The sequence below is a fragment of the Leptospira inadai serovar Lyme str. 10 genome (assembly GCF_000243675.2).
Taxonomy (GTDB): Bacteria; Spirochaetota; Leptospiria; order Leptospirales; family Leptospiraceae; genus Leptospira_B; species Leptospira_B inadai.
Genome location: NZ_AHMM02000015.1, coordinates 346,350 through 370,509, shown reverse-complemented (window position 1 = coordinate 370,509; position 24,160 = coordinate 346,350). Strand labels below are relative to the sequence as shown.

The 24,160-nt window shown below is 44.3% G+C and carries 15 protein-coding genes and 1 tRNA gene; 5 read left to right on the top strand and 11 right to left on the bottom strand.

The genetic code is table 11. The features are described from left to right. Positions 1 to 2 precede the first annotated feature (2 nt). The 8 genes from LEP1GSC047_RS05460 to LEP1GSC047_RS05425 all read right to left on the bottom strand — a co-directional run bounded on the left by LEP1GSC047_RS05460 (position 3) and on the right by LEP1GSC047_RS05425 (position 13,112). Positions 3 to 1,616: a methyl-accepting chemotaxis protein gene (locus tag LEP1GSC047_RS05460; RefSeq protein WP_010419479.1), complete on the bottom strand. Its 1,614-nt coding sequence runs from the start codon at positions 1,614 to 1,616 to the stop codon at positions 3 to 5. Positions 1,617 to 1,626: 10 nt separating this feature from the next. After that, positions 1,627 to 2,070, bottom strand: a complete 444-nt coding sequence (locus tag LEP1GSC047_RS05455) for a chemotaxis protein CheW (RefSeq protein WP_010419481.1) — start codon at positions 2,068 to 2,070, stop codon at positions 1,627 to 1,629. Beyond that, positions 2,070 to 4,604, bottom strand: a complete 2,535-nt coding sequence (locus LEP1GSC047_RS05450; protein ID WP_010419483.1) for a chemotaxis protein CheW — start codon at positions 4,602 to 4,604, stop codon at positions 2,070 to 2,072. The genes LEP1GSC047_RS05455 and LEP1GSC047_RS05450 overlap by 1 nt, the downstream gene beginning before the upstream one ends. A 435-nt stretch (positions 4,605 to 5,039) precedes the next feature. Next, complete coding sequence (locus tag LEP1GSC047_RS05445) at positions 5,040 to 7,784, bottom strand: ATP-binding protein (RefSeq protein WP_010419485.1); 2,745 nt, start codon at positions 7,782 to 7,784, stop codon at positions 5,040 to 5,042. 6 nt (positions 7,785 to 7,790) lie between these two features. After that, complete coding sequence (locus LEP1GSC047_RS05440; protein ID WP_039934150.1) at positions 7,791 to 9,443, bottom strand: acyl-CoA carboxylase subunit beta; 1,653 nt, start codon at positions 9,441 to 9,443, stop codon at positions 7,791 to 7,793. A 242-nt stretch (positions 9,444 to 9,685) separates the two neighbouring features. Continuing rightward, positions 9,686 to 10,015, bottom strand: a complete 330-nt coding sequence (locus LEP1GSC047_RS05435; protein ID WP_016547953.1) for an STAS domain-containing protein — start codon at positions 10,013 to 10,015, stop codon at positions 9,686 to 9,688. 16 nt (positions 10,016 to 10,031) lie between these two features. After that, positions 10,032 to 12,797, bottom strand: a complete 2,766-nt coding sequence (locus LEP1GSC047_RS05430) for a SpoIIE family protein phosphatase (protein WP_010419491.1) — start codon at positions 12,795 to 12,797, stop codon at positions 10,032 to 10,034. A gap of 9 nt (positions 12,798 to 12,806) precedes the next feature. After that, complete coding sequence (locus LEP1GSC047_RS05425; RefSeq protein WP_010419493.1) at positions 12,807 to 13,112, bottom strand: hypothetical protein; 306 nt, start codon at positions 13,110 to 13,112, stop codon at positions 12,807 to 12,809. A gap of 61 nt (positions 13,113 to 13,173) precedes the next feature. On the opposite strand from LEP1GSC047_RS05425, the gene LEP1GSC047_RS05420 reads away from it, so the two are divergent. The 4 genes from LEP1GSC047_RS05420 to LEP1GSC047_RS05405 all read left to right on the top strand — a co-directional run bounded on the left by LEP1GSC047_RS05420 (position 13,174) and on the right by LEP1GSC047_RS05405 (position 17,902). Beyond that, positions 13,174 to 13,246 (top strand) — tRNA-Ala (locus tag LEP1GSC047_RS05420). Positions 13,247 to 13,311: 65 nt separating this feature from the next. Continuing rightward, positions 13,312 to 13,998 (top strand): hypothetical protein, encoded by a 687-nt coding sequence (locus tag LEP1GSC047_RS22080; protein ID WP_020988404.1) that lies wholly within the window; start codon positions 13,312 to 13,314, stop codon positions 13,996 to 13,998. A 6-nt stretch (positions 13,999 to 14,004) separates the two neighbouring features. Then, positions 14,005 to 14,541 (top strand): peptide deformylase, encoded by a 537-nt coding sequence (gene def / locus LEP1GSC047_RS05410; RefSeq protein ID WP_010419498.1) that lies wholly within the window; start codon positions 14,005 to 14,007, stop codon positions 14,539 to 14,541. Between the two features lie 37 nt (positions 14,542 to 14,578). After that, complete coding sequence (locus LEP1GSC047_RS05405) at positions 14,579 to 17,902, top strand: efflux RND transporter permease subunit (protein WP_010419501.1); 3,324 nt, start codon at positions 14,579 to 14,581, stop codon at positions 17,900 to 17,902. Between the two features lie 240 nt (positions 17,903 to 18,142). Here LEP1GSC047_RS05405 and LEP1GSC047_RS05400 read toward each other — a convergent pair whose 3' ends face one another. Together LEP1GSC047_RS05400 and tyrS are read right to left on the bottom strand one after the other, a co-directional pair. Further along, on the bottom strand, positions 18,143 to 19,339 hold the full coding sequence (locus LEP1GSC047_RS05400; protein WP_010419503.1) for a polysaccharide deacetylase family protein: 1,197 nt from the start codon (positions 19,337 to 19,339) through the stop codon (positions 18,143 to 18,145). 20 nt (positions 19,340 to 19,359) lie between these two features. After that, positions 19,360 to 20,577, bottom strand: coding sequence for a tyrosine--tRNA ligase (tyrS, locus tag LEP1GSC047_RS05395; RefSeq protein WP_020988263.1), 1,218 nt, complete (start codon positions 20,575 to 20,577; stop codon positions 19,360 to 19,362). An 84-nt stretch (positions 20,578 to 20,661) separates the two neighbouring features. Between tyrS and LEP1GSC047_RS05390 the strand changes: the two genes are divergently transcribed. After that, positions 20,662 to 22,281 (top strand): glycerol-3-phosphate dehydrogenase/oxidase, encoded by a 1,620-nt coding sequence (locus LEP1GSC047_RS05390; RefSeq protein ID WP_010419506.1) that lies wholly within the window; start codon positions 20,662 to 20,664, stop codon positions 22,279 to 22,281. Positions 22,282 to 22,381: 100 nt separating this feature from the next. Here LEP1GSC047_RS05390 and rpoD read toward each other — a convergent pair whose 3' ends face one another. Then, a complete protein-coding gene (gene rpoD / locus LEP1GSC047_RS05385) occupies positions 22,382 to 24,151 on the bottom strand; it encodes an RNA polymerase sigma factor RpoD (RefSeq protein WP_010419509.1) in 1,770 nt (589 codons plus the stop codon). Between the last annotated feature and the right edge of the window lie 9 nt (positions 24,152 to 24,160).

Sequence of the window (24,160 nt, the reverse complement as noted above, 5' to 3'; positions counted from 1 at the left end):
TCTTAATTCGCCGTATTCGAAATTTTAAACTGTGCGACTAACGTGGTTAGGACTTCCGCCAAGGATTGAAGCGATTTCGCGAGGTTCGATACGTTATTGGATTCTTTCGCACCGTCCAATGAAGCCGTGGAAATACCGTTTATGTTTTTAGTCACGTCGTTGGATGTCATGGACGTCTGACTAACGTTGGCAGCTATCTCTTTAGTCGTAATGGACTGCTCTTCCACGGCCGAGGCAATGCTACCGCTGATTTGGTTCACCTCGGCGATAACGGAAGTGATTTTTCCGATCGATTCCGTAACCCGCTCCGTACTTTTTTGAATGGCTGAGATTTTATTTTTGATTTCTTCCGACGATTCCGCCGATTGCCTCGCCAATTCTTTAACTTCCGATGCGACTACGGCAAACCCTCTCCCGGCCTCTCCGGCTCCAGCGGCTTCGATTGCGGCGTTCAGCGCTAAAAGTTTGGTTTGCGCCGCAATATTTGAAATGCTCTCGATTACATTACCGATTTCTCGTGCGTTATCGCCTAATTCTTTAACTACTCCGCCGGTTTCTAGAGCCGTGCTGTTTGCTTCCCTAGCGATCTTCGCCGAATCAGCGGCTTTCTTGGCGACCTCGCCAACCGAAACGGACATTTCTTCGATCGAGCTTGTGATCATATTCAGGTTTTGATTCATTTGAGTGGCGGCGGCCGCAATCGTCTGAGACTGTTGGGACATCTGTTCGATTCCCGAAGACAAATTCAAACTGGCGCCGGATAGATCGCTGGAAGACTGAAACAGTATGTTTCCGTTTTCTTTCAATCGCGAGATAAGAGCGGCTGTATTGATCAACATATTGAGAATCGATTTTTCCAATTCACCGATTTCATCATTTCGATTATGCGAAATGTTAACTGAAAGGTCCCCGCTTGCGATCCGGTTGGCGATATTGCTGGCGTTCTGAATCGGTTTTAAAATACTGTAGCTGAGAAAGTACGGAGCCACCGCGCATTGAAAAATGATCGTTACCGAACCTAAAATATAGGAATAGACGGGCGGGATTCCGAAATGAGGAAAGACTACCAACACAGCAACGACTACGGAACTTAGGAATACGGAAGATAATAATTTAAGCCTAATCGATAGTTTTTTGGAGTTCGTTGACGGGAATCGCGTTATACCGGACAATATATTTTTATAAAGCTTTGATGCCTCGTCAATTTGCTTACGGGTCGGCTTTCTCCTTACGGACATATATCCTACGATGCTGCCGTTTTCAAATTTAGGTGCAACGTTCGCATCCACCCAATAATGGTCCCCGTTCTTACTTCTGTTTTTTACGATTCCTCGCCATGGTTTTCCGCTTTGTATTGTGGACCAAAAATCATGGAAAACGCTGCGAGGGATATCCGGGTGTCGAACCACATTATGCGGTTTATCGATAAGTTCCGATTCCGTTAATCCGGCTATCTCTAAAAATTCCTTGTTGGCGTAAGTGACTTTTCCTTTCAAATCGGTCATAGACACCAATGTGGTGCCGTCGATCATCATGACCTCTCTGTCGGTTACGGCGACCGAAAGTTGTTTTCTTTCGGATTCAATGTTCTTTTTTTGTGACGTTAATCCTAACATTTTCTAATCCTTATTCATCTGCTATTCGTAATAGTTCTTGCTGATTTACAATTATGATCGTTTCACTCTTGATAATCGAGATATGATCGATGAACTTGCTTTCTTTCTCATTTAAGTGAGAGGGACAGGGTTCTAGATTCTCCTCCGGAATCTCGACGATGTCGGAAATGCTGTCCGCGAGAATGGCAAACGATTCTTTTTTTCCCTTTAAGCGAATTAGAGAACTTTTATTTTCGATAAAATTCCAATCCTTTCCGAACAATGCCATCAGATTGAGTATCGTGACGACATCTCCTCTTAAATTTACGATTCCGAGGACATGCTCGGGTGAATGCGGAACCTTTAGTATGTTTTTATTATGATCTACTTCTTTACAGTCCTCTAATTCAATCCCGTAAAGTTCCCCCACTAAGGTGAATGATAGCAATTGTTTAATGGAACCTCCCTCCTTCATTACAGCTCGACTTCCGCTTCTTTTGCGGCGGACAAAAGCGATGTCGATAATTCGGATAATAGCACGGTCGGAGCTATTATTATGATGGTTTCGCCGGAAAGAATTCCGCTTCCGATTATCCCTTTTTCGCCGTCTTCGCTTTTTGTGAACGACGGTATTTCGTCGACGACGTTGTGAATTTCGTTAACGACAAGACCTTTCTTGATTCCGTTGATTCGAAAGAGGATCATGACGTTTCCCGTCTTTGTTTCCGATTTTGATAGACTGAAGTAATTTTCCAATCTGCATAGTTCCACGACTTCTTCTCGGTACTGAATGATTTCCCTATCTAGGATACGTTCGGTCTTTTTCGGATCGAATATTTCGAGCCTTTGCACATCCTTGCTATCTATTCCGAAAAGTTGATTACGTACGGTGAACAATAAATAATGTTTTTGTGAATTTCTGTCCCCGATAGAATCGTAGATGCGATCTTCCATCGAGGCGTTTTGTAATTTAAGGAATTTTGCAATGCCGGAAATATCCAGGATCAACGCCAGGTTTCCGTCGCCTAGAATCGCAGCTCCGGTATATAAGTTCAGCGTGGATAGAGCTTTGGAAAGCGGCTTTACCACTATTTCTTCCGGGTTTTCTATCTCCGTGATAAGCAGTCCGAACGCGTGTCTTTCCGTATGAACGGCTACTATATATTTGTTCTTTGTCGTATCGTCCTTCGGAAGGTCTAACATCTCGTCCAGGTCTATAATCGGCAATAGATGACCGCGCAGAAGATAGACTTGTTTATTCTCTACGGTAGAAACGGCCTTAGGATCCAGAAGTAATAGTTCGGTAATATTTTGTTGAGGAATCGCGAACAACATATTGCCTGCCCTAACCATCTGGCAGTTTAGAATGGAAAGAGTTTGAGGTATTGTTGCGGTGATTGTAGTTCCGGACCCGGTTATGGACGAAATCGCCACCGACCCTCCCGCCTTCTGCAAGTTCATCTTAACGACATCCATTCCGACACCTCGACCGGAAGTGGAAGAAACGGTTTCCGAAGTGCTAAAGCCCGGAACGAAGACTAATTCGGCGAGTTCAACTTCCGTTTTACGATGTATTTCATCGATCGTTAATAAACCTTTCTCTATCGCCTTTTCACGAATACGATCGTAGTTAAATCCTTTTCCGTCGTCTCGAACTTGTAGAATGACATTCCCACCTCTTAACGCCGCCGAAATATAGATCCTTCCTTTTCTAGGCTTGCCTGCTAAAATCCTTTCTTGGGGAAATTCCAAGCCATGGTCCGCCGAATTACGGATCATATGAGTAATCGGATCCGAGATAGTATCGATGATCGTTTTATCCAATTCGACGTCGCCGCCCTCTAGATGCAGTTCGATCTCCTTATTGGTCGTTCTTTCCAGATCGTGAACGAGCCTTGGAATTTTTTTAAAGAAGGTTTCCAGTCTTTGTAGCCGAGTCCTCATGATACTTTCCTGCGAAAGTGTGATTAATTGACTTAGGTTCCTTACCGTCGAGAGTAGAGAATGTTCCTGGATGGCTTCCATTTTTTGTAATAATTGGTTTCGTACTATGATCGTCTCGCCGGCTAAATTAATCAGGTGATCCAGAAGATTTAAAGGAATTCTTAAATAGTTATCAGTAAGTTCCGTTTGAGGTTTAACTCCATTTATCTCAATTTCTCTAACGCCGCCGGATTCCGAAAACGCTTCGTTAATAATTGCGCGCTTGTTTTCCTCCTGCTTCTGAAAAATAATTTGGACGGATTTTACGGAACCGAAATAAGCGCACTCTTCGTCGATTTCTCTTTGGGTCAATCGGCTCAAAAGTACAAGATGATGGATTTCTTGTGTTCCGTTGCGGTTTGGCCCGGATGGCGACGGCTCGGACAAATATGATTGTAACACTAAGGCTTTTCCTTCCAGAGATCGAAATAAGCCGCCTTCTTTGTGTAGAGATAACGTTCTATCATTAAGCGAATTGAATCTAACAATATAGAGTGATAAATTTTCCGATTTCGCTCGCTCTAAATATTTCTTGGGAATTACTACTTTCGATCCTCGGTTTACGAGAGGGGAAACAGTGGAGTTCCCGTTAACCGAGACCGTAGAGTTCTTCGGAAAAAACCCGAAAATTTCTCTCGATGTCGAATTCGAATCGGATAATTCGGAATCGATTCGGGAAATGATATGTTCTTCGTTCCTATTTTTATAGAGATCGACATCGCTTAATAAAAGCCTAAGTTCGTCAAGACATTCTAATATAATAGAAATTTCATGTTCTCCCGGAGGGGAATTCGATCTTCTCCAATGATTCAGTAGATTTTCCAGCGAATGAGAGAGTGAGGAAATAGCTGGGAATTCGAATATTCCGGAATTGCCTTTGATCGTATGTATCGCTCGGAATAGGGTATTGACATATTCCGGATTGAATTCTTTTTTCAAAGAAAGGGCGGTTTCTTCCGCCGAATCGAGTAAATCCGTCGATTCGGCTAGGAAATCGTGCAATAACGCTTTTAAATCAACTTCCATGGAATCCCCCCTTATGACTCATTTAAGATAATCACAATATATTTATTTCTATTCCATTATATAGAGAATATTGAAATTATATAGCAGTACATTCTTATTTGCGAAAATTTAACATATTTAATGAAAAATTGTCAACAGTAAGGCCAATAAATCTACATATATTTTTATGAAAATTCATGATGGGACATATTCGCTGGAATTTTTTGTGATGGAATGGTTCTATTAATGTTTTCTAATTATTCATTCCCAAAACTCTAACCCTTTTGAAAGAGTTTTGTATAAAAATTATTGTCATTATGGCGCAATGACGCACTTTTCCGAGACTGAACGTCGATCTAAATGAATCGATTTATTTTGTTATCAATGAATGAAAAAGGCTCCTTTGCTCCCTGTGTAAGGAGCAAAGAAGCCTTTTAAGCGGTTCTAGAAGTTAGATCAGAACAAAGAAAGAGTTACCTTATTCTTTCTTTCCAGTATTTCTTGAGGAGTTTCGACTTTTAAAACTTCGTCCGGGACGATCTTGAAGATAGTTTGCCCTTTTTGGATGATTTTGCCGTCACTATCCTGCAGAACTATTTCTTTAATCGTGCCGGAGAACGGTGCGGTAACCTTATTGAACATCTTCATGACTTCTACGATAAAGAGCGATTGCCCTACTTTAAAGTGATCTCCTTCTTTGATCATCGGAGGAAGATCGGGAGATTCTTTCGAATAGAACATTCCGCCCATGGGAGATACGATTTCATCCGAACTCGCTTTTGGCGGAGGAGCAAGAACCTTGATTAGCGCGTCCCTCGTTTCCGCCTTTCTAAATTCCTCAGGAATAACCGGTTCCATATTTTCGTCCATTGTAAGAGTATAGAAGCCGGATTGATTCCCGATATTCGGAATGAGTTTCAAAAGTTCTAAACCGATTTGAAATCCTTTATGCGCAGCAACGGACCTGCCCCACAACGTCTCATCGAATCCCGCTTGGGGTTTAGGGGAAGCGAAGAAGTCCTCCCAACGATTGGAATCCGCCTTTGTTCCAGTCCTTTTTTCCAGCTCCGAATAGAATGCCAGACCTGCTTTCAAAATCTCTTCGTCGTGATCCCAGATTTTTTCGGACGGCGACTGATGAGGCTCGCCTTCCATATTTAAATAAGTATAAAGGTCGGAAAGAACATAGAGTGGATTTCGTAACCATATTACGTTTCCTTTTTCGAGCTTCCAAGAAAAATCCAAATGGTATCCTAGAAATCCCGCCAATAAATGAGCGTCCGATAATAAATCGCCGACCGGACGAGTGAGAAGAGTCAGTTTTCTAGAAAGGGTTTTCTTGCCGTCAGCGGGAACGGAAGCCAGCAATTTTTTCCAAGCGACTTCCAAGTCGACATCTTTAGACAATACTTCCAGCGCCCCTACCGCCGCTAGATAGGAAATCATAAATGCCGTGGAAGGTTTGAACATGGCGTCCTTACCTAGAATCCAATTGATCAAACCGTAATGAACGACCAGATTCGTCTGCAAATCCTGCCCTCTGAGTTCCGTCCTACGGAGAATATTCGCTAATCTGCGTAAGTTATCCTCACGATCCGTTCCGTACGTTATCAACAAAGCGATGTTCGAATCATAGGCTCCGGCTACCCGGTAATGAACGAATAATCCCGTATCCGGATTTCGTACCGAAATCCCTTGGTCGTCTCGAATTTCCTCCGGTAGAGGTTTGGACCAATTCAGGATGATTCCGCCTGCATGAGGTTGAATCGCTTTATTCGTGGCATTGATGCGCACTTCCGCTCCGGAGATGTTTCTGACGGTGCGTTCCGGCTTAGGTAATCTCTTTCCATGCAGGGAGATTAATGCCATGGCTTCGATCAAACTATCCACTACGAAAAATTCGGCCTTATTTTCAGGATTGAAGAACTTCAAGGTGTAAGCCATCTCGGTGACTCTATGTTCCACCTGAATTCTGGTATTCATTTCCATGAAGAAGTGATTCGTGCCTTCCACGATTAGCTCGAATGTGGAAACGCTATTGAGTTTGACCGCTTCACCGAAACGCTCCGATTGCTCTTCCATCTCTTTTAAAACTTTCAGATCGGCTTTGAGAACCTCCGCTTTTTTCGGAGATTTTTTTTCGGCGGCAGTGATCTCTTTCTGTAATAACTCCTGGGTAAGAGAAATTTCGAGTAACTTCTGCTCGTGCATTTGAACGGAGCAATCTCTTCCGCCTAATGCCACACACCATTGGCCGTTCCCGATCAATTGGATTTCATTATGACGGGTTTTCTCGATGTTCAATTCGATCAAAAAGTTTCTATTCGATCCCGGCGCTGTTACTTTCGATTCGGATAAAATTTCTTGCACTGCGGATTTTACTTCCTCGGGCTTAGCAACGACCCGCTGCCCTTTACCGCCACCGCCGCCTACATATTTAAAACGGATCCGATTCGAAGGATATTTTTCCCAAATCTTAGAACATTCTATTTCTGCCTGAGCTTGCAATTCCGCGATCGTGACAAGTTCTACGATCTTGTCATAGCCCTCGTATAGTAGGGCCTCCGTATTTTCTTCCGCAGATTTGGACGAATCGTAGGAAAAAGAAATTCCCTTTTGCTTTGCCAACGCTTCCATTGAGCTTGCATCTTTTGCTTTTTTTAAAAGGCAGGTCGCGGAAATCGTATCGACTCCCGGAGTTACGGAAACATTTAATTTTCTAGCCAGTTTCTTAGCTTCGTCCTTAGAACCGGCCTGGTGCGCTACATGAGCCGACGGACCCATGAAAATGATTCCGTTCGTTTCGATCGCTTCTATGAATTCGGCGTCTTCCGCCATAAAGCCGTATCCCGCGAATATATGAGTGTATTGATTATCCTTCGCGACCGAAATAATTTGTTTTATTCGAGTCGCTTTCTCTTCCGCCCCGCTTCCCATATAATCGGGGACTCTGTGGATATTGGAAGGAAATCGGAATCCTCTCAATTCCGGAGCCAAAGACATCGGATAAACGACCGAGTCCTTTTCGGATAAAAGAATCCCGTATTCCCGGATTCCTATCAGATCGAAAATCTCCATCGCTTCCTTTCGCACGGGACCTCGACATACGATCAAACATTTGATCGACTCGAGCGTGAATGAGCGGATCCAAGGGGAAGATGATTCGTGAAATTTAATACGTCTATTTTGATAGTCGATCATCGGTTCTTATTCGAACTCCCTTTGCGGCCCTGACATAGGGGCCGGTTTATAGTGGCGAACTAGATAGTCTAGATTTTGGAATAAAATACTTCTTGTGGTTCCGGGCAGAACGATACGGGAGACCGAACCTAAAGATAACGCTTCTTTAGGATTCATGAGTTCCTTCTCATACTGCTGCGATAAAATCTGGAATTTTTTATCGCGGATAACCGACGCTTCCTTTTCGAGGATGCCTTTCTTTATATTTTCTTGGAATTCCTTATGGATGGCGGCCATCTCGTCCTTATAAACATAGTCCTTCCCGGCGGGGCCCATGACCGCAATTCTCGCGGTCGGCAATGCGAATACCATACTGGCCCCGGTATGATATGAATTAAAGGAGGCATACGCTCCGCCGAAGGCATTTCGAATAATCAACGTTAATCGAGGTGTGCGAAGGTCGATAATCGAATCCAGGAGCTTTCGTCCTTCTAAAACGATCCCGTGATGCTCTTGGTCTTTTCCCGGTAAGAAACCGGTGGTATCCTCCAGGAATATTACGGGAATATTATATACGTTGCAAAAGCGTATAAATCGAGTTCCCTTTCTGGCGGCACCGATATCGATTTGGCCGGAAGATACCGCCGAATTGTTCGCGACAAAGCCTACGACATGACCTCCGATTCTTCCGAACGCGGTGATTAGGTTTCTAGAACGTTGCGGTTGAATTTCGAAGTATTGCCCATGGTCGCAGATATTTTGGATATAAAGGGTGATATCGAACGGGGTATTCATTCCTGTCGGAGAATTGAACGTTTTTCGAAATAGGATTTCTTCTTCGTAAATAAAGCGATCCGTCGGATCCGATGTGGAATGAAAGGGCGCAAAGCTATAGTTATTATCCGGCAGATAAGATAGAAGACGGAGAGATGTACGTAAAGAACCGAGCTCGTCGTTGGTTACAAGATCCACGACCCCACTTTGACCATGCACTTTAGGTCCGCCCAGATCATCCGCGGAAATATCCTCTCCTAATACCGATTTTACGACTCCCGGACCGGTAAGCCCGAAGAACGTATGTTCGGATTGGATCATAAAAGAGCCTTGGCGCGGAAGATAAGATCCTCCTCCTGCATTAAATCCGAACATAAGCATGATACTCGGAACCACACCGCTAATTTTCCGCAGCGCAGTAAATGCTTCGGAGTAACCGTCCAGACCTCCCACTCCCGCGGGAACATAAGCGCCTGCGGAATCGTTCATCCCGATTAAAGGAATGCCATGCTCGCCTGCCGTATAAATTAATCTCGCTAATTTGCTACCGTTAGTAGCATCCATTGAACCGGCGCGAAGCGTAAAATCGTGACCGTAAACGGCCGCGTCCCTTCCGTTAATATTAAGAATCCCGGTAACGAGAGAAGCTCCGTCTAGATTCTTTCCCCAGTTTTGGTAAAGTATATTCGGTTCCGATTCGGTCAGGACCTTGATCCTTTCCCAGACGGTCATTCTGGATTTGGAGTGCTGTACTAGAATTCGATCAGTGCCGCCTCCCTGAAGAGGCTTTTCTAGTAGCTCCTTGCCCATGGCATTGGCTTCTTCATAGATGCCCGTAGAAGATTCGATATCCGTTCCTGATTTGCTTTGGAAGGGATTTTCCATAGAGTAGGTTGGTTCCGACATACTTGGTCCTGTCCGCTAGGAAATAAAAAAGGCGATCCCAAACCGACTAAACTATTCCTGCCGCTTATTAAAGAAGGTCGGTTTTGATGAGGCTTTGAGAGTGCCGGTACACAGTTTTTCTAGAAAGGTCTGAGAGGAAAGCGGAAAATAAAGGAAAGAACTCCTACCTGCGCTAAGCAAGTTCTGCCTCGGCTCCTTTAGATCCCACGATTTTGAAGTGAAACGAGTAGGTATCGGATTATTTATTGTAAGGATGAATCCACCGTATCGTAGATTTTGAAAAGGGAATCCATATCGATGATCTCAAAAACTTTGCGGACTGCAGGTCTCAAAGCGGCCAATTTAAGCTGAATTTCCCTTTCTTTGCAAACTCGAAGAGACGCGACAATGACTCTTAACCCTGCGGAAGAAACGAATTCAACATTCGACATGTCGAGAACGATATTCGATTCTTTGGCTTTGTTAATATGTTCCATAAACGCTTGCTCGATCTTATGGGTATTATGGACATCCATATTCCCGATTAGATGGACGACGCGCGAATTCCCTTTTATTTCTACCGTAAGCTCCATTCTTTCCAACCGCCGTTTAGCGAAAGTTTTTTCTAAGAGTAAGAATATTCCTACCCTCTTCGATCCGGTAATCAACCGAATCCATCAGTTTTTCAATCAGGTAAACCCCAAAACCGCCTTTCCGTTTTCCGGAAAGATTTTCCTCGATGGACGGATCCTTAACCCGAGTTCGATCGAAACCCGTACCGGAATCAGTCAGGACGATCGTGATAGAATCCTCAGTGAAGCGTATTTTACAATCGAATTTCGGATTCCTTAGAAAGGTATCCTTATACCCGTGCATCACTATATTCGTTCCGGCTTCGTCGCAAGCAAGTAGGATATCATCGCGGAAAGCCTCGTCCAGATTACGCACTTTGATCGTGTCGTAAATGAATTCCCTGAATACCGGAATTTGCGCCGTATTTGCATCGAAGGTTCTGTAAAATTGATAATCGTCGTTGAATTTCAAAACGAGGACGGTAAAATCGTCGAACGGTTCCTTGGATCCGGAAAATTTACGGATCTCCTCATATAATTCTTCTACGATTTTTTGCGAAGACAAATGTCTTCGGCTGCGAATTTCTTCGATCATTCGCTCCAATCCGAATTCGAATCCCTGAGCGTCCTTTTCCTCCACCGCTCCGTCCGTGTACAGGACTACGATATCTCCCGGTTTTACTCTAAAATTACCTCCGCGGTATTTTGCCGTGGGAATAACTCCCAGTGGAGGTCCCTGCCCTTTAATCAGTTCGTAAGAGCCGTCCTCTTTGATCCATACTTGATCGTTGTGACCTGCGGAAGCGTATTCAACCGTAAAGATAGACGGGTTATAATGAATGAAGAATGCGGTTACGAACATTCCGAAATGAGAATCCTCGAAAATGAGCTCATTCCCTTGGCGTAAAATTTCTTCCGGAGTCAAATCGTGATTTCTGGCCAACGTTCGAATAATCGAGGAGCTCATTGCCATGAATAAGGCTGCGGGTAAACTCTTTCCGGACACATCGGCGACTAAGAAAGAATATTGTCCGTCGCTGTATTGATAGTAATCGTAAAAATCTCCCGACACGTCTTTTGCGGGAACGGAAAGGATTCCCAAATCGAAGTTGGAAAGAAATACTTTTTCGGACGGAAGAATGTTCTGCTGGATTTTTCGAGTAATGTCGATTTCCTGCTGAATGGCTTTCTTGGCCAACATTTCGTTTCTAAGTCGAAATGCTTCGAACCCCTTCGTCACCTGGGAGGCCATCGTTTGTAAAAGTTTGAAATCGGAATCCCGGTAAGAAAGTTTATCCCGCCGGTCCGCAACGGTCAGAGCGCCGTACGGTTCGCCGCTGGACAAGAATAATGGAACGATTATATAGGAGCCTCTTAAATAGGTACGATCCAACGCGTGAGGAAAAGGATGATCCAGAATATCCCGTTTCAGGATAGGCAATCCTTCTTTTATGCTGGAATGAATTTGAGAGCCCTCAATCGTCGTTTCCGGAATCCGATCGATTCGTTCGCTTTTCCCGTCGAAATAGGCGCAATTAATATGCCCGTCCTTAGTAAGACTATAAAGAAATATCCCCGAGATGGAAGCATCCAATTCGCGGTTTACCAATCGAATCGTTTTGCGGACCAAGCCCAGACGATTTCTAGATTGCGTTACTGCATGAGAAAGTTCGAATAAAGATTCGAGTTCCGAAACTTTTTTGCGCAAATCCCGGTTCGCAAGTTCAAGATTCTGCAATAGCCCGGTTTTTTGAATCGCCAGAGCCGATGTTCCCGAAAAACTCAAGAACAACTCCAAGTCTTCACTGTTAAAAGATTCCCGGTCGACCGTATTGATGGCTTCGATAACGCCGATCACTTCGTCGTTTGCGACCAGAGGAGCCGCCATTATATTTCGAGTCGTAAATTGTGAGGCACGATCCACCTCCTTATATACACGATCGTCGTTTTGCGCATCGTTAATGATCATCGGCTTGCTTTCGCGAACGACCATGCCCGCGATCCCCTTGCCGACCGGAACCTTCATCTTCGTGACGGCCTCGCTCTTTTCCCCCAAAACGGTATGAAAATATAGGTATTCCTTCGTTTCGTCCAATAGTAAAACGCTGCAAGCTTCCGTACGAAATACGGTCTTGGAGGAAAGCATAATCGCTTCCAACAATTGAGAGAGATCCAAGGAAGAATTAATCAGTCCAGAAACTCGTATCACCTCGGTTAGTAGAAAATCGAATCTTTCGGACTGCCGCTTGGCTTGCGCGGCTTCCAGCACCAATTGAGTGGTCGCCAATAGGGATAGAGTGACCAGAGATGAATCACCAGAAACGTAGGATTCTTTTAGGAGTCTTCCTATCGTTCTGCATGTCGTTCGCAATAATTCGAAATCGGTTTTTGCAAATCGATCCGCAGTTTGCTTTCCTCGAAGAACCAAGACGGCGTAAACCGCACCTTTCGGAAGGGAGGATCCTGTTTCATCGATTTTTAATTTGCAGATAATGATCGGAGAATTCGAACGATGTTTTGTCCAGGGGGGAGTCTTTCCTCTCTCGAGTAATAGATCCTTTCCTGCCGTTGAAAATGCCCAGTCTCCCGCTTCCACTAATTCTTTCGTGGATTCTCCCGAAACTAATCTAAGTTCTCCGTGGCTGATTTTGGAAAATATGGCTCCGGCTTCCGCGTGAGTCAAACTCATCGACTCGCGCAAAAAGCTGTCGAAGATCGCGGAGACTCCTTCCCCTTCCTCTAGAGAGAGGGAGCCGTCAGGACGGCTGCGAAGCAGAGTCTCCTGTTTCTTAATCTGGGTCAATGGTGAAGTTTAAGAATGAAACTTAAGAGATTCTTCCCGAAGTTTCTTGTTAGCAAGTTCCAATTCTTTGATTCGATTCATTGCAGAAATGAGTTCATCTCTAGAAAGATTTGTAACGACCGAGGTTGCGTCAAACGCTTCCCGTACGTCTTTCAATTCTTGTCCGGAATATTGAATAATCGTTTCGTACATTCTTATGATTTCATCAGCGTTTTCTAATTCCTGTTCGTTCAGTCGCAGGACTTTTTCGTAGCCCTTGATAATGTCGTTCTGGATTTTTATTTTTTTCTTTAATTCCTCTATGGATTCGCTCATCCACATGCTCCTAACAATTATCTATTGACAGCACGACCTCTCATGGGATCGTGGGGCCCGAGGGGACGTAGCTCAGTTGGGAGAGCGTTTGAATGGCATTCAAAAGGTCGGGGGTTCGATTCCCCTCGTCTCCAGCGCCTTCCCAATTCTCCTATAACTACTTACGTTTCGCAATCACTGTCAATATCTTTTGGGACCGATGAACGATAACCATTGGAGTTTTACTAGTAAAGGAACCCCTAAAGGAGAAGAAATTCTCTGGATCAGGGATAGTTGGAATTTGTCTTTTTCTTCGAAAGAGCCGAATTCACCAACCGGTTCTTATTTAACGTTTGCCGTTCCTCCTAAGAACTCAGGAACGGAGACTTTCAACGAGCTATTTGAGTATTTCTCCTCCAGAAAAAGAAAAGTAAATATGGTTGCGGAAGGTTTCTCGGCTAGATTTGCATGGGAACTCGCGTTAAAAAAAAAGGAATCGATTCAATCTCTTTTTCTGCTCTTTCCAAACCCTAGCCCGGTTTCCGGATTTGCTCTGCCGATTTTGGAGAAGGCGGACTGGATTCTAAAAAATCTAAGCCTTTTACCGCGATTCATTACCAATCCGTTTTCATTGGATAAAATTCTTTCTCAGTTTGATCAGAACGACATTTACGAATCTCAAATTTCCGTATCGTTAGGGGTTCTCTTACCTAGAACCGTCGGACAACTATCGGCACAGGCGGAACAGCTTTCTCGATTGTCCAAGCGAACTCAAATTTATCGTTGGGAAACCAGAAATCCTCGATTTTCCGAACCGGAAATGCTTAAGTTGGATAAAATCCTGGAGTTGTTCTGGAATAGTAGTGGGCAAAAGCGGTCTAAGTCTAGGATTAAGACTAAATTCTAAATTGATATGTCCATTCGTAAAATTCTTAAGATAGGCGATCCGATACTTCGTAAAATTAGCGAGCCGGTGCATCCTGACGAACTTCAAACCAAAGAGTTTAAAAAGCTCATTAAAGATATGTTTGATACGATGCGACACGCGGAGGGAGTCGGTCTAGCGGCTCCTCAGATCGGAATTCTTAAACAGATAGTCGTCGTTGGCACGGATCCAAAGGAAGATTATCCGGAAAGTTCCCGAGTTCCCGAGCGGGTGATTCTGAATCCGGAGATTACTCCCTTGGTCGAATCGGTCGACGGAAATTGGGAAGGTTGTCTTTCTGTTCCCGGAATGAGAGGCTTTGTGGAAAGGCCGAATAAAATTCGAGTCATATGGATGGATGAAAAAGGGAACCGGCACGAAGAAGTGTTACAAGGTTATGAAGCCATCGTTTTTCAGCATGAATGCGACCATTTGAAGGGTGTCCTCTACGTAGATCGTCTAAAAAGCACCAAACTTTTTGGTTTTAACGATTCTATGGAATTGACAGGTCCGATCCTAGACTGATCATTCGTCTTTCAAACCACCTAGACGGGGTTCCTCCATGAAAACTATTCTAGAATATTTTCTCTCGAAGAGTATCTTCGTCAATCTTCTTACCTTCCTTATTATCATGTTCGGCGGGCTGACCGCCATTTTGATGAACAGGGAAGCATTTCCTAATATCAATTTCGACATAGTTTCGATTTCCACTTTGTATCCGGGGGCTTCCCCTCAAGAAGTAGAGAAATTGGTCACAAATCCTTTGGAGAAAGCGATCAAGGAAGTGGACGGAATCAAAGAATATAGATCCGCTTCGATCGAGGGGCGGTCCGGCATTGTAGTCACTCTAGACCCTGATGCAAAGGATTCCCAAAAAGTCGTAGACGATATCAAATCCGCAATCGACCGAGTGGAGGATATTCCGGAAGACGCGGAAGATCCGATCGTTACCGAGATTACGACTGCGAGGACTCCGGTTATCGAAGTTTCCGTAACTCTGAAAAACGACGACGGCTCCGTAGAATCCGAGAAGAAACTGAAAGCCCACGCAAAAATCGTAGAGCAATCACTCCTCGATATTTCCGGAGTAGCCAAAGTCGTACGTCGCGGATGGAGAGACACCGAAATGCAGGTGGATCTGAACCCGAGCAGTTTGAATAGCCATTACTTGACCGGCCAAGACGTAATTAGTGCATTACGAAATCGAAATGTAAATGTACCCGGTGGAAATGTGACCGGTTCCGAAAATGAAATCATTCTTCGAACCGTGGGAGAATTCGATACTCCCGAAGAGATTTCCAGAGTGCATGTCAGAGGCAACGAGATCGGATATGCGATTCGCGTTCAGGACGTATCTAAAGTCACGGAAGGTTTGAAGGAAGCCGATTACTTAGAAAATGTGAACGGGAGAAAAACCGTCGCCTTAACGGTTTTAAAACGACAAAGTTCGGACGCGATCAAGGTCGTGGACGACGTGAAAAAAACCGTCGAAAAATTCCGACAAAACAATAAAGAATTCGAATATGCCTTCGTAAACGATTTATCCAAATACATTCGTCGCCGATTGAATGTACTCATCTCGAACGCGGGTTTCGGAATGGTTTTAGTGACGGCTTCCCTATTTTTCTTTTTAGGTTGGAGAGTCGCCTTAATGACTGCGCTCGGAATTCCGGTTTCATTCGGCGCAACGTTCATATTAATGAATTATTTCGGACTGACATTAAATTTGATTTCGATGTTCGGTCTCGTACTGGTCGTCGGAATACTCGTCGATGACGCCATTATCATCTGTGAGAACGTGTACAGGTATATCGAGGAAGGTCTTCCCCCTTACGAAGCCACATTAAAGGGTACCTTGGAAGTCGTTTCCCCGGTTACCGCGACGGTTACGACGACTATAGCCGCTTTCGCCCCGATGTTGTTCATGTCGGGAATCTTCGGAAAATTCGTCTATAGTATCCCTTTAGTCGTGATCATCGCACTTTGCGCTTCCCTCTCCGAGGCTTTTTTTATTCTTCCGAATCACTTATACGACATCAATAAGAGAAATGTAAAAACGGGAGAAATTAAGGGAGAATCGGGTTGGTTCGCGAGATTTCGCAATACGAAATACATTCCCGTTTTAAAGTTTTCTCTCGCCCACCCTTGGGCCATGACTTTCGGAATCGTCGGGCTTCTGATCGTAAGTTTTATCATTCTCGCAAATTACCCGCGATTCAAATTATTTCCAGGTTCGGTAGATCAGTTTTACGCTAAAATCACTGCCAAGACGGGAGCCAGTCTGACGGAAACATATCGTTATCTAAAGGTGATCGAAAAGGAAATCGCAAAGATTCCTCCTGAAGATTTGGAAAATTTTGCCACAAGAGTCGGGATCATTCAGGCAAATCCTAACGATCCGTTCACCAAACGTGGAAAACATTTTGGAATGACGATGGCTTATTTAACCGCAGAAGAAAATCGCAAAAAATGCCATAAGACAGACGACATCATCAGGCGATTACGAAAGAAGACTCTTTGGCTCCTGAACGACGAATCCCGTAAAATCGAAGAAGGACGGATCAAAAAAGAAACTGCGGATAAGAAGGACGAATGCGATACCGATGAACCGACGGCGATTCCGGAAGAATTCGCATCCTTGCGCGGAAAGTTAGTCGCGCTTGAATACGAAAAACTTTCCGGAGGACCTCCCGTAGGAAAGCCGATCGCAATCGAAATCCGAGGCGATGAATACGATACGCTGCTGAAAATCGCCGCCGAGTACAAAGACGTCTTGGGAAAAGTGAACGGGGTTACCGATATCGCCGATGATTTTAACGAAGGAAAGGACGAGGTTCGGATCAAGGTAAGCGAATCGCTTGCTTCGACCGCGGGCGTTTCGGTGAGTCGAGTTGCACAAGCCATCAATACTGCCTTTCAAGGAACGGTCGCGACTAAGATTAAGCGAACCGACGAGGAGGTGGAAGTAAAGGTGCGCTTTCCCGAATCCTATCGTCAGTCCGTCGGCAGCTTGAATCACGTATATGTCTCGAATTTGCAGGGAAAAATGATTCCTGTTTCGAGACTCATCACAATACAAAAAAATCCCGGCTTCTCCAATATCAATCATTTGGATGGGAAACGAGTCATGACCGTTTCCGCAAATCTCGCTTCCGGTAAAAATACGAATCCGAGTAAGGCCAACTCGGAAAGTAAAAAATTGGCGGATGCCCGCAAGATTCTCGAAAAGTATCCGGGATATACGGTGCGTTTCGGAGGAGAAAATAAGGACACCGACGATTCTTTTAAATCCTTGGGACTCGCTTTTGCTGCCGCCTTTTTGATCATTTATATCATACTGGCTTCTTTATTCGGTTCCTTATTGCAGCCCTTAGTCGTAGTGAGCGCGATTCCATTTTCGTTTATCGGAGTCATTCTTGCTTTCGTTTCTCACGGAGAATACTTCGGATTCCTGGCATTTCTAGGAATCGTGGGCCTTTCGGGGGTTGTAGTTAACGACTCGATCGTGCTCGTGGATTTTGCAAACTCACTGCGAAAGAATAACCCGAACAAAGATATTATAGAAGTGCTTCTTGAAACGGGAAATTTACGACTCCGTGCGGTCATTTTAACTACGGTAACCACCGTCCTGGGGTTGCTGCCTACCGCGTACGGAATCGGAGGATTCGATCCGTTTTTGGTTCCGATGGCTTTAGCATTCGGTTGGGGGCTGGCTTTTGCGAGTTTAGTAACTCTGGTCATGGTTCCGGTATTTTATCTGCATCTATATCGGTACCAGACTTGGTTTAGCGGTCTGTCGGAACGAATTTGGAATACAAAACCGAAATCGGTAACATATTCTTTCGCTTCTTCCCCGACGCCTCAAAAGGAAAAAAAGAAAAGATAGAGGGTTTCTATAAAACTTTCTCGAAGTAACTATTTTTCCAGTTTCATTTCATGGGTTCTCTTTTTCCTCACGGATGAGAATATCGGTAGGAAATGATTCCGGAGTATTAGCTATTCCATGTAATCGCAATCTCAGTAGAAAACATATTTTAATAGTCATTCGCCTTTCCTATAATGCATAAATACATACTAGAAAGGGGGATAGAGGAACTCGTCGCCGGCTCGGTCTACTCGGTAAAGCTTAGTCTTGCCGGTCGTTTAGTATTTCCGGAACTGTCACGAATTTATAACCTTTATCCAGCATCGCTTGGATAAAATCGGGTAAAATATAGATTAGTTTCTCCGTCTGCCTAGGCGATCCTAAATGCATTAGTATGATTGCGCCGTTCATTCCGTTTTTGTCGGACTGCTCCCAGCGATAAAGAAAATCCAGCATCTCTTGTTTGGTTTTATAATGCGGATTTTGAATCAGTTTTGTTTTTCCGGCGGAATCCTTTCTTGCTACGTATTTCTTATAAACGAAATCGGGAACATCCAATGAACCTACGGAATTATTGCTCCAAAAAATATGATTTTCATATCCGTAGTTGGCATAAGTATCCAGCAGAATCGGATCGACTGCGCCGTACGGCAAGCGATAATATTTAGTCAACTCGGCTCCCGTTAGAAGTCGAAATTTTTCTTCGACCGCTTTCATTTCTTCCAGTAAATCGTTCAGATCGGGAATTTCATCGTTCACGTAGCTGAGCAAGGCTCGTTTTCGTAGCGAGGGTTCTCTTAAACTCCGCGGGAGATTGTAATGACTCCACGTATGGTTTCCAAACACTACCCTTCCCTTTAAGGCGACCAGTTTTTTCAAATACTGTATGTTCGTATTGGAAAAAAGAGAACCGCCCTTCTTTGCAGGATTTTCGTTCGATACGAATAATGTAACCTTAATCGGAAAGCGACTCATGAACTCATAAAGAATTTGTAAATCTTCTCCCGTGCCTAGATCGAAAGTAAGCGCGATTTCCTTAAATTTTACGTTTCCTCGAGTGATATTTTTTCCGATCCCTTTCGTTGGGAGAGACCGATTCAAAATTTCGAGATTTTTTTCCACCTCTTCGTGTAAGTCACCTTCGGGAACATCGTCCAGTAAGGAGGATTTAAATCGTAAAACTTCCTCTTCTCTCTGTTGTTCGTCCAGGCGGAGACTCGTAATGTCTTCGGATAAGACCGAGATGACCTTATTCTGCTTTTCGACGGTTGTCTGGAGAGAGTCGAGTCTGCGCGCCAAAGCAAAAACCGTCGTAACGATCAAAATCAAAAAGAAAAGTCCGGAGGAAGCCAATCTTATAGTACGAAATTTCCTTTCCAAAACTTCGGACTGAATTCCCGTATCCTGGATTTCCTTAATCGTTTTTGAAAGGACGGACGATTCTTCTTCGCTAAGCATAAATAATATAGATTGCCCGACTAACTGATCAGACGGAGGAATTTTCCTTTTTTTCCTTGTCGAATCAAGTATTCTCTGCCCCGTGCCAGAGTAAATTTCTCGTCTCCGAGTTTCTCCTCGTTGACATAAATTCCGCCTGATTTAATAATTCTTCTTCCTTCGGAAACGGACGGAATAAAACTTAGCTTCGCGAGAACCCAAACTAATTGGGGCGTTTCCGATTCCGCAAAAAACTCCTGCCCAAGTTGCGTAACCGTAATATCCTCCGGAATCGCTCTGGATTTAGGATTGTGAATCTTACCCCATTCCTCGATTGCCTCCGCATTCTTTTCTGCGGGAGAAAATTGATCCATGATCAATTTCGCCAACTCGGTCTTCGCTTCTTTTGGATGTAGACTTCCGGATTCCATTCCTTTCTTTCTTTCGGAAATTTTATCCAGGGGGAGATCCGTCAGTAATTCGTAATAATTCCACATAAGGTCGTCGGATATGGACATTAATTTCCCGAACATATCTATCGGTTCTTCCGTTATTCCTACATAGTTACCCAGAGACTTGGACATTTTTTTTACGCCGTCCAATCCGACTAATAACGGAACGGTCAAGACGCATTGAGGTTCCTTACCGTATTCGCGCTGTAAGTCGCGTCCTACTAGTAGATTGAATTTTTGATCCGTTCCCCCTAACTCCACGTCGGATTCCATTTCTACCGAGTCATATCCCTGAACCAACGGATATAAAAATTCTATTAGGGAAATAGACTGACCGGATTTGTATCTCTTGCTAAAATCATCTCTCTCCAATAATCGGGCCACACTGTATTTGGAGGATAAAACGAGAACGTTTTCGAAGTTCATCCGAGAACACCAGGAAGAGTTATAGACTATCTTAGTTTTATCCTTATCCAACACTTTAAACACTTGGTTCTGGTAGGTTTTGGAATTTTCTAGGACTTCTTCTCTAGAGAGACGTTTCCTAGTTTCGGATTTTCCCGTAGGATCTCCGATCATCGCCGTAAAATCGCCCAATAGAAAATGAACCTCGTGTCCCAGCTCCTGGAAGTGTCGCATTTTTCTAAGGAGGACGAAATGGCCTAAGTGAAGATCCGGGGCGGTCGGATCGAAGCCCGCCTTGATTTTGAGAGTTTTTTTCTTGTTCAGCTTAGCGAGAAGTTCCTCTTCGCTAATCACATCCACGCATCCGCGCCTGATGATTTCGATTTGTTTCTTTGCTTCCATGTAGTCCGAGTTCGTTCTTGTTTAGGAAATCTATTTGCAAATTCGCAGGCGGAAACCACCCTGTAAAGCAGGAAGACGTTACGCATGCAAAAACAAGACCGTAAAACTAGATTTCGGAGCCTTTCGGAGACCGAGTTCGATGTCCTCATTTTAGGCGGAGGAGCGACCGGAGCCGGAGCGGCTCTGGATGCAAGTCTGCGAGGTCTCAAAGTCGCTTTGATCGAGAAGGCCGACTTTGCTTCGGGAACTTCTTCCCGATCCACCAAACTGATTCACGGAGGAGTGCGCTATTTGGCGCAATTCCATTTCAAATTGATCCATGAAGCCTTAACCGAAAGACAAAGACTTTTGGAAAATGCCCCCCATCTTGTGAAACCGCTGCCGTTCGTCTTACCTACTTATAAATTCTACGAAAAACCCTACTATAGTATCGGAATGACTATGTATGATATCTTAGCTTGGAGAGGAAAACTTCCGCCTCACAAGCGCATTACCAAAGAGGAAGTATTAACTGATTTTCCATCCCTCAAAAAAGAACATCTTGTCGGGGGAATTCTATATTATGACTCTCAATTTAACGATTCTCGCTTAAACGTTTTACTCGCGCGCTCGGCGCAAAAGGAAGGAGCAGTCGTCCTCAATCGCGCCGAATTACTCTCTTTTAGGAAGAAAGACGGTAAGATCATCGGAGCGAAAGTTAAGGATCGTATTTCCGAACAAGCGGTGGATGTCAAAGCTAAGGTTGTCGTTAATGCGACCGGTCCATGGGTGGATGATATTCGATTAAAGGACGATCCTCGGACGTACCGAGTATTATCTCCGAGTCAAGGAATTCATTTGGTTTTTAAAAAAGAGACGATTCCATGCAATACCGCATTAATTATCCCTAAAACCAAAGACGGTCGAGTCGTTTTTATGATTCCTTGGGAAGACCATGTGGTATTGGGCACCACCGACAGTCCGGTTCAGGACATATCCGAGGATCCGATGCCCTTGGAATCGGAAGTGGAATTTCTCTTAAATACGAGTTCGGATTATTTGGAGAGGTCCGTTTCCCGAAAGGATATCATTTCGGTTTACGCCGGTATTCGCCCTCTCATCTCTCCGGAAGGCAATCAAGATACCAAAAGTATCTCCCGAGAGGAGGTTATTTTAACTTCTCCGTCCGGTCTGATTACGATGGGAGGCGGGAAATGGTCCACGTACCGTAAGATGGCGGAGGACTTGATCGATCGAGTCATTCGAGACGGAAATCTTTCCTCTAATAACGGTTGTAAAACGTATCAGTATGATTTTCCCGGGAAGTCCGGCTTTTCGGAGCAATTATATCTGGAAATAGGTAAAACGTATAAAACGTCGGAACTAACTTCGAAGCGCCTGCAAAATGCCTATGGTGGAGAAGTCTTTACTATTCTCGGTAAGAAGCCGACTGCGCTAGGTCCCGGACTGGAATTCTTTAAAGAAGAAGTAGAATGGTTTATTTCCGAAGAATTTGCGCTGACTATTACGGATATAATCGCTAGACGTTTTCGGGTTCAATTTGTGGATTTAAAGTTAGCCGGAAAATTGATCTCGCCGGTTGCGCAAATTTTGTCGAAATCTCTGGGTTGGAAAGAAGCGGAACGAAAAAGACAGGAAGAGTCTGCACGGACCCTAATTCAGTCGTTGGCGTCGACAATATCGGGTGAAGCAAACATCCGTTAAATAAAAAAGCGGAGGCAGTCAGCCTGCTTCCGCCTTTGAATCTATTCGGAAACTTCGTTTCGCGATAGCGAAAACTCCGAACCTAACTTAAATCTAAAAATCAGTCTATATAATCCCTGAGTTTCTTAGAGCGAGACGGGTGCCGGAGGCGACGCAATGCTTTTGCCTCGATTTGACGAATCCGTTCGCGGGTGACTTTAAATTGATAACCGACTTCCTCTAACGTTTGCGGATAACCGTCATCCAAACCGAAGCGCATCCGTATGACTTTCTGTTCCCGTGCAGGAAGAGTATGTAAAACCTGACGAATCTGTTCGGCGAGAATACTGGAAGCCGCCGAATTCACCGGAGATTCAACGTCTTTGTCTTCGATAAAATCTCCCAGTTCGGAATCTTCCTCGGACCCGACCGGGATTTCCAAAGAGATCGGCTCCCTCGCAACGTTTTTGACGGCCTTTACTTTTTGAACTGGCCAGCCTAAACGTTCGGCGATTTCTTCATTGGATGGGTCCCTGCCGAATTCCTGGACAAACAATCGAGTCTCTCGTATCACCTTATTGACTTGCTCGATCATATGGACGGGAACGCGGATCGTTCTGGCCTGATCGGAAATCGCCCTCGTGATCGCTTGCCGAATCCACCAGGTTGCATAGGTGGAGAATTTATAACCTTTCTTATACTCGAACTTGTCGACCGCTTTGATCAATCCGATATTTCCTTCCTGGATCAAATCGAAGAAATGCATACCGCGATTCGCATAACGTTTTGCGATCGAAACGACAAGTCGAAGGTTGGCTTTAACGAGTTCCTTTTTGGCCTGCGCGATTTCGCGCTCGCCCTTGATGATTTTCTCGCCCCAGTCCTTAATTTCCTGAACGGAAGAACCGGCTTCTTGCTCCATACGACGGAGCTTTCTTTCGTTGTTTCGAATATCTTTAATGACTTCGCGAACTTCGTCGATGGAGACTCCCATCATTTTTTCGATATCTTCGAGCTTTTCGTTCTTCTCGATGAAGCGATTGAAGGCCTTGATATCTCTTACGTCGTAGCCGTACTGGGCTTTGATTTTCAAGAAATGACGGTCTATCTCTTTAATCCGAAAAACCATCGATTTGATTTTCTGGGAGATTTTTTGAATTTCTTTTTGGGAAACCCCGAGTTCACGGATCGCCGTATCGATGATTCCTTTGGATACGTCGATTTTTTCCTTAAATTCTTTGAACTTTTTGGAATTCTCCGAGTATTTGCGAATTCTCGATTGCGCTTCTTGCAGGACTTTTTCCTGTTCTTGGATAACGGAGATGTTTTTGAAGAAGAGTTCTTCTAATTTCTTAGCTTCTTCCGCATTCATCGCGTACATTTTATCTACGCGAACAAGATCATAGACCTTGGTTTTTTTGCTCCGAATCTTAGGTAGAAGTTTGATGAAGTTAGCGCGAAGTATCGATGATCCTAAGATCGTTTCTTCGATGATCTTTTCGCCTTTCTCGATTTTCTTTGCGAGAAAAACTTCCGTCTCGCCCGAGATCAGATTTACTTTTCCGATTTCCTTTAGATAGAGACGGATCGGATCTTCGGAACCCCCTGCCGCCGAGGCGGACTCTTTCTTTTTGCGAGCGGGTTTTGCGGGAATCATACTTGGGTCGTCTTTTAAAACGACCGCCGAAGAAGGTTCTAAAGTTTTCCTGGTATACTCTTCTACGATTTCGATTCCCATCTCGTGCAAAAGCGTGAAGACGTCGTCGATCTTTTCTGAATTTAGGATTTTATCCGGAAGAATCTCGTTGATCTCGTCGTAGGAAATTTCGCTGTTCGCCTTTCCTATCGCGATGATCTTCTGTACTTCGGGCATGCTTTGCAAATTTTCCATCATGGGATT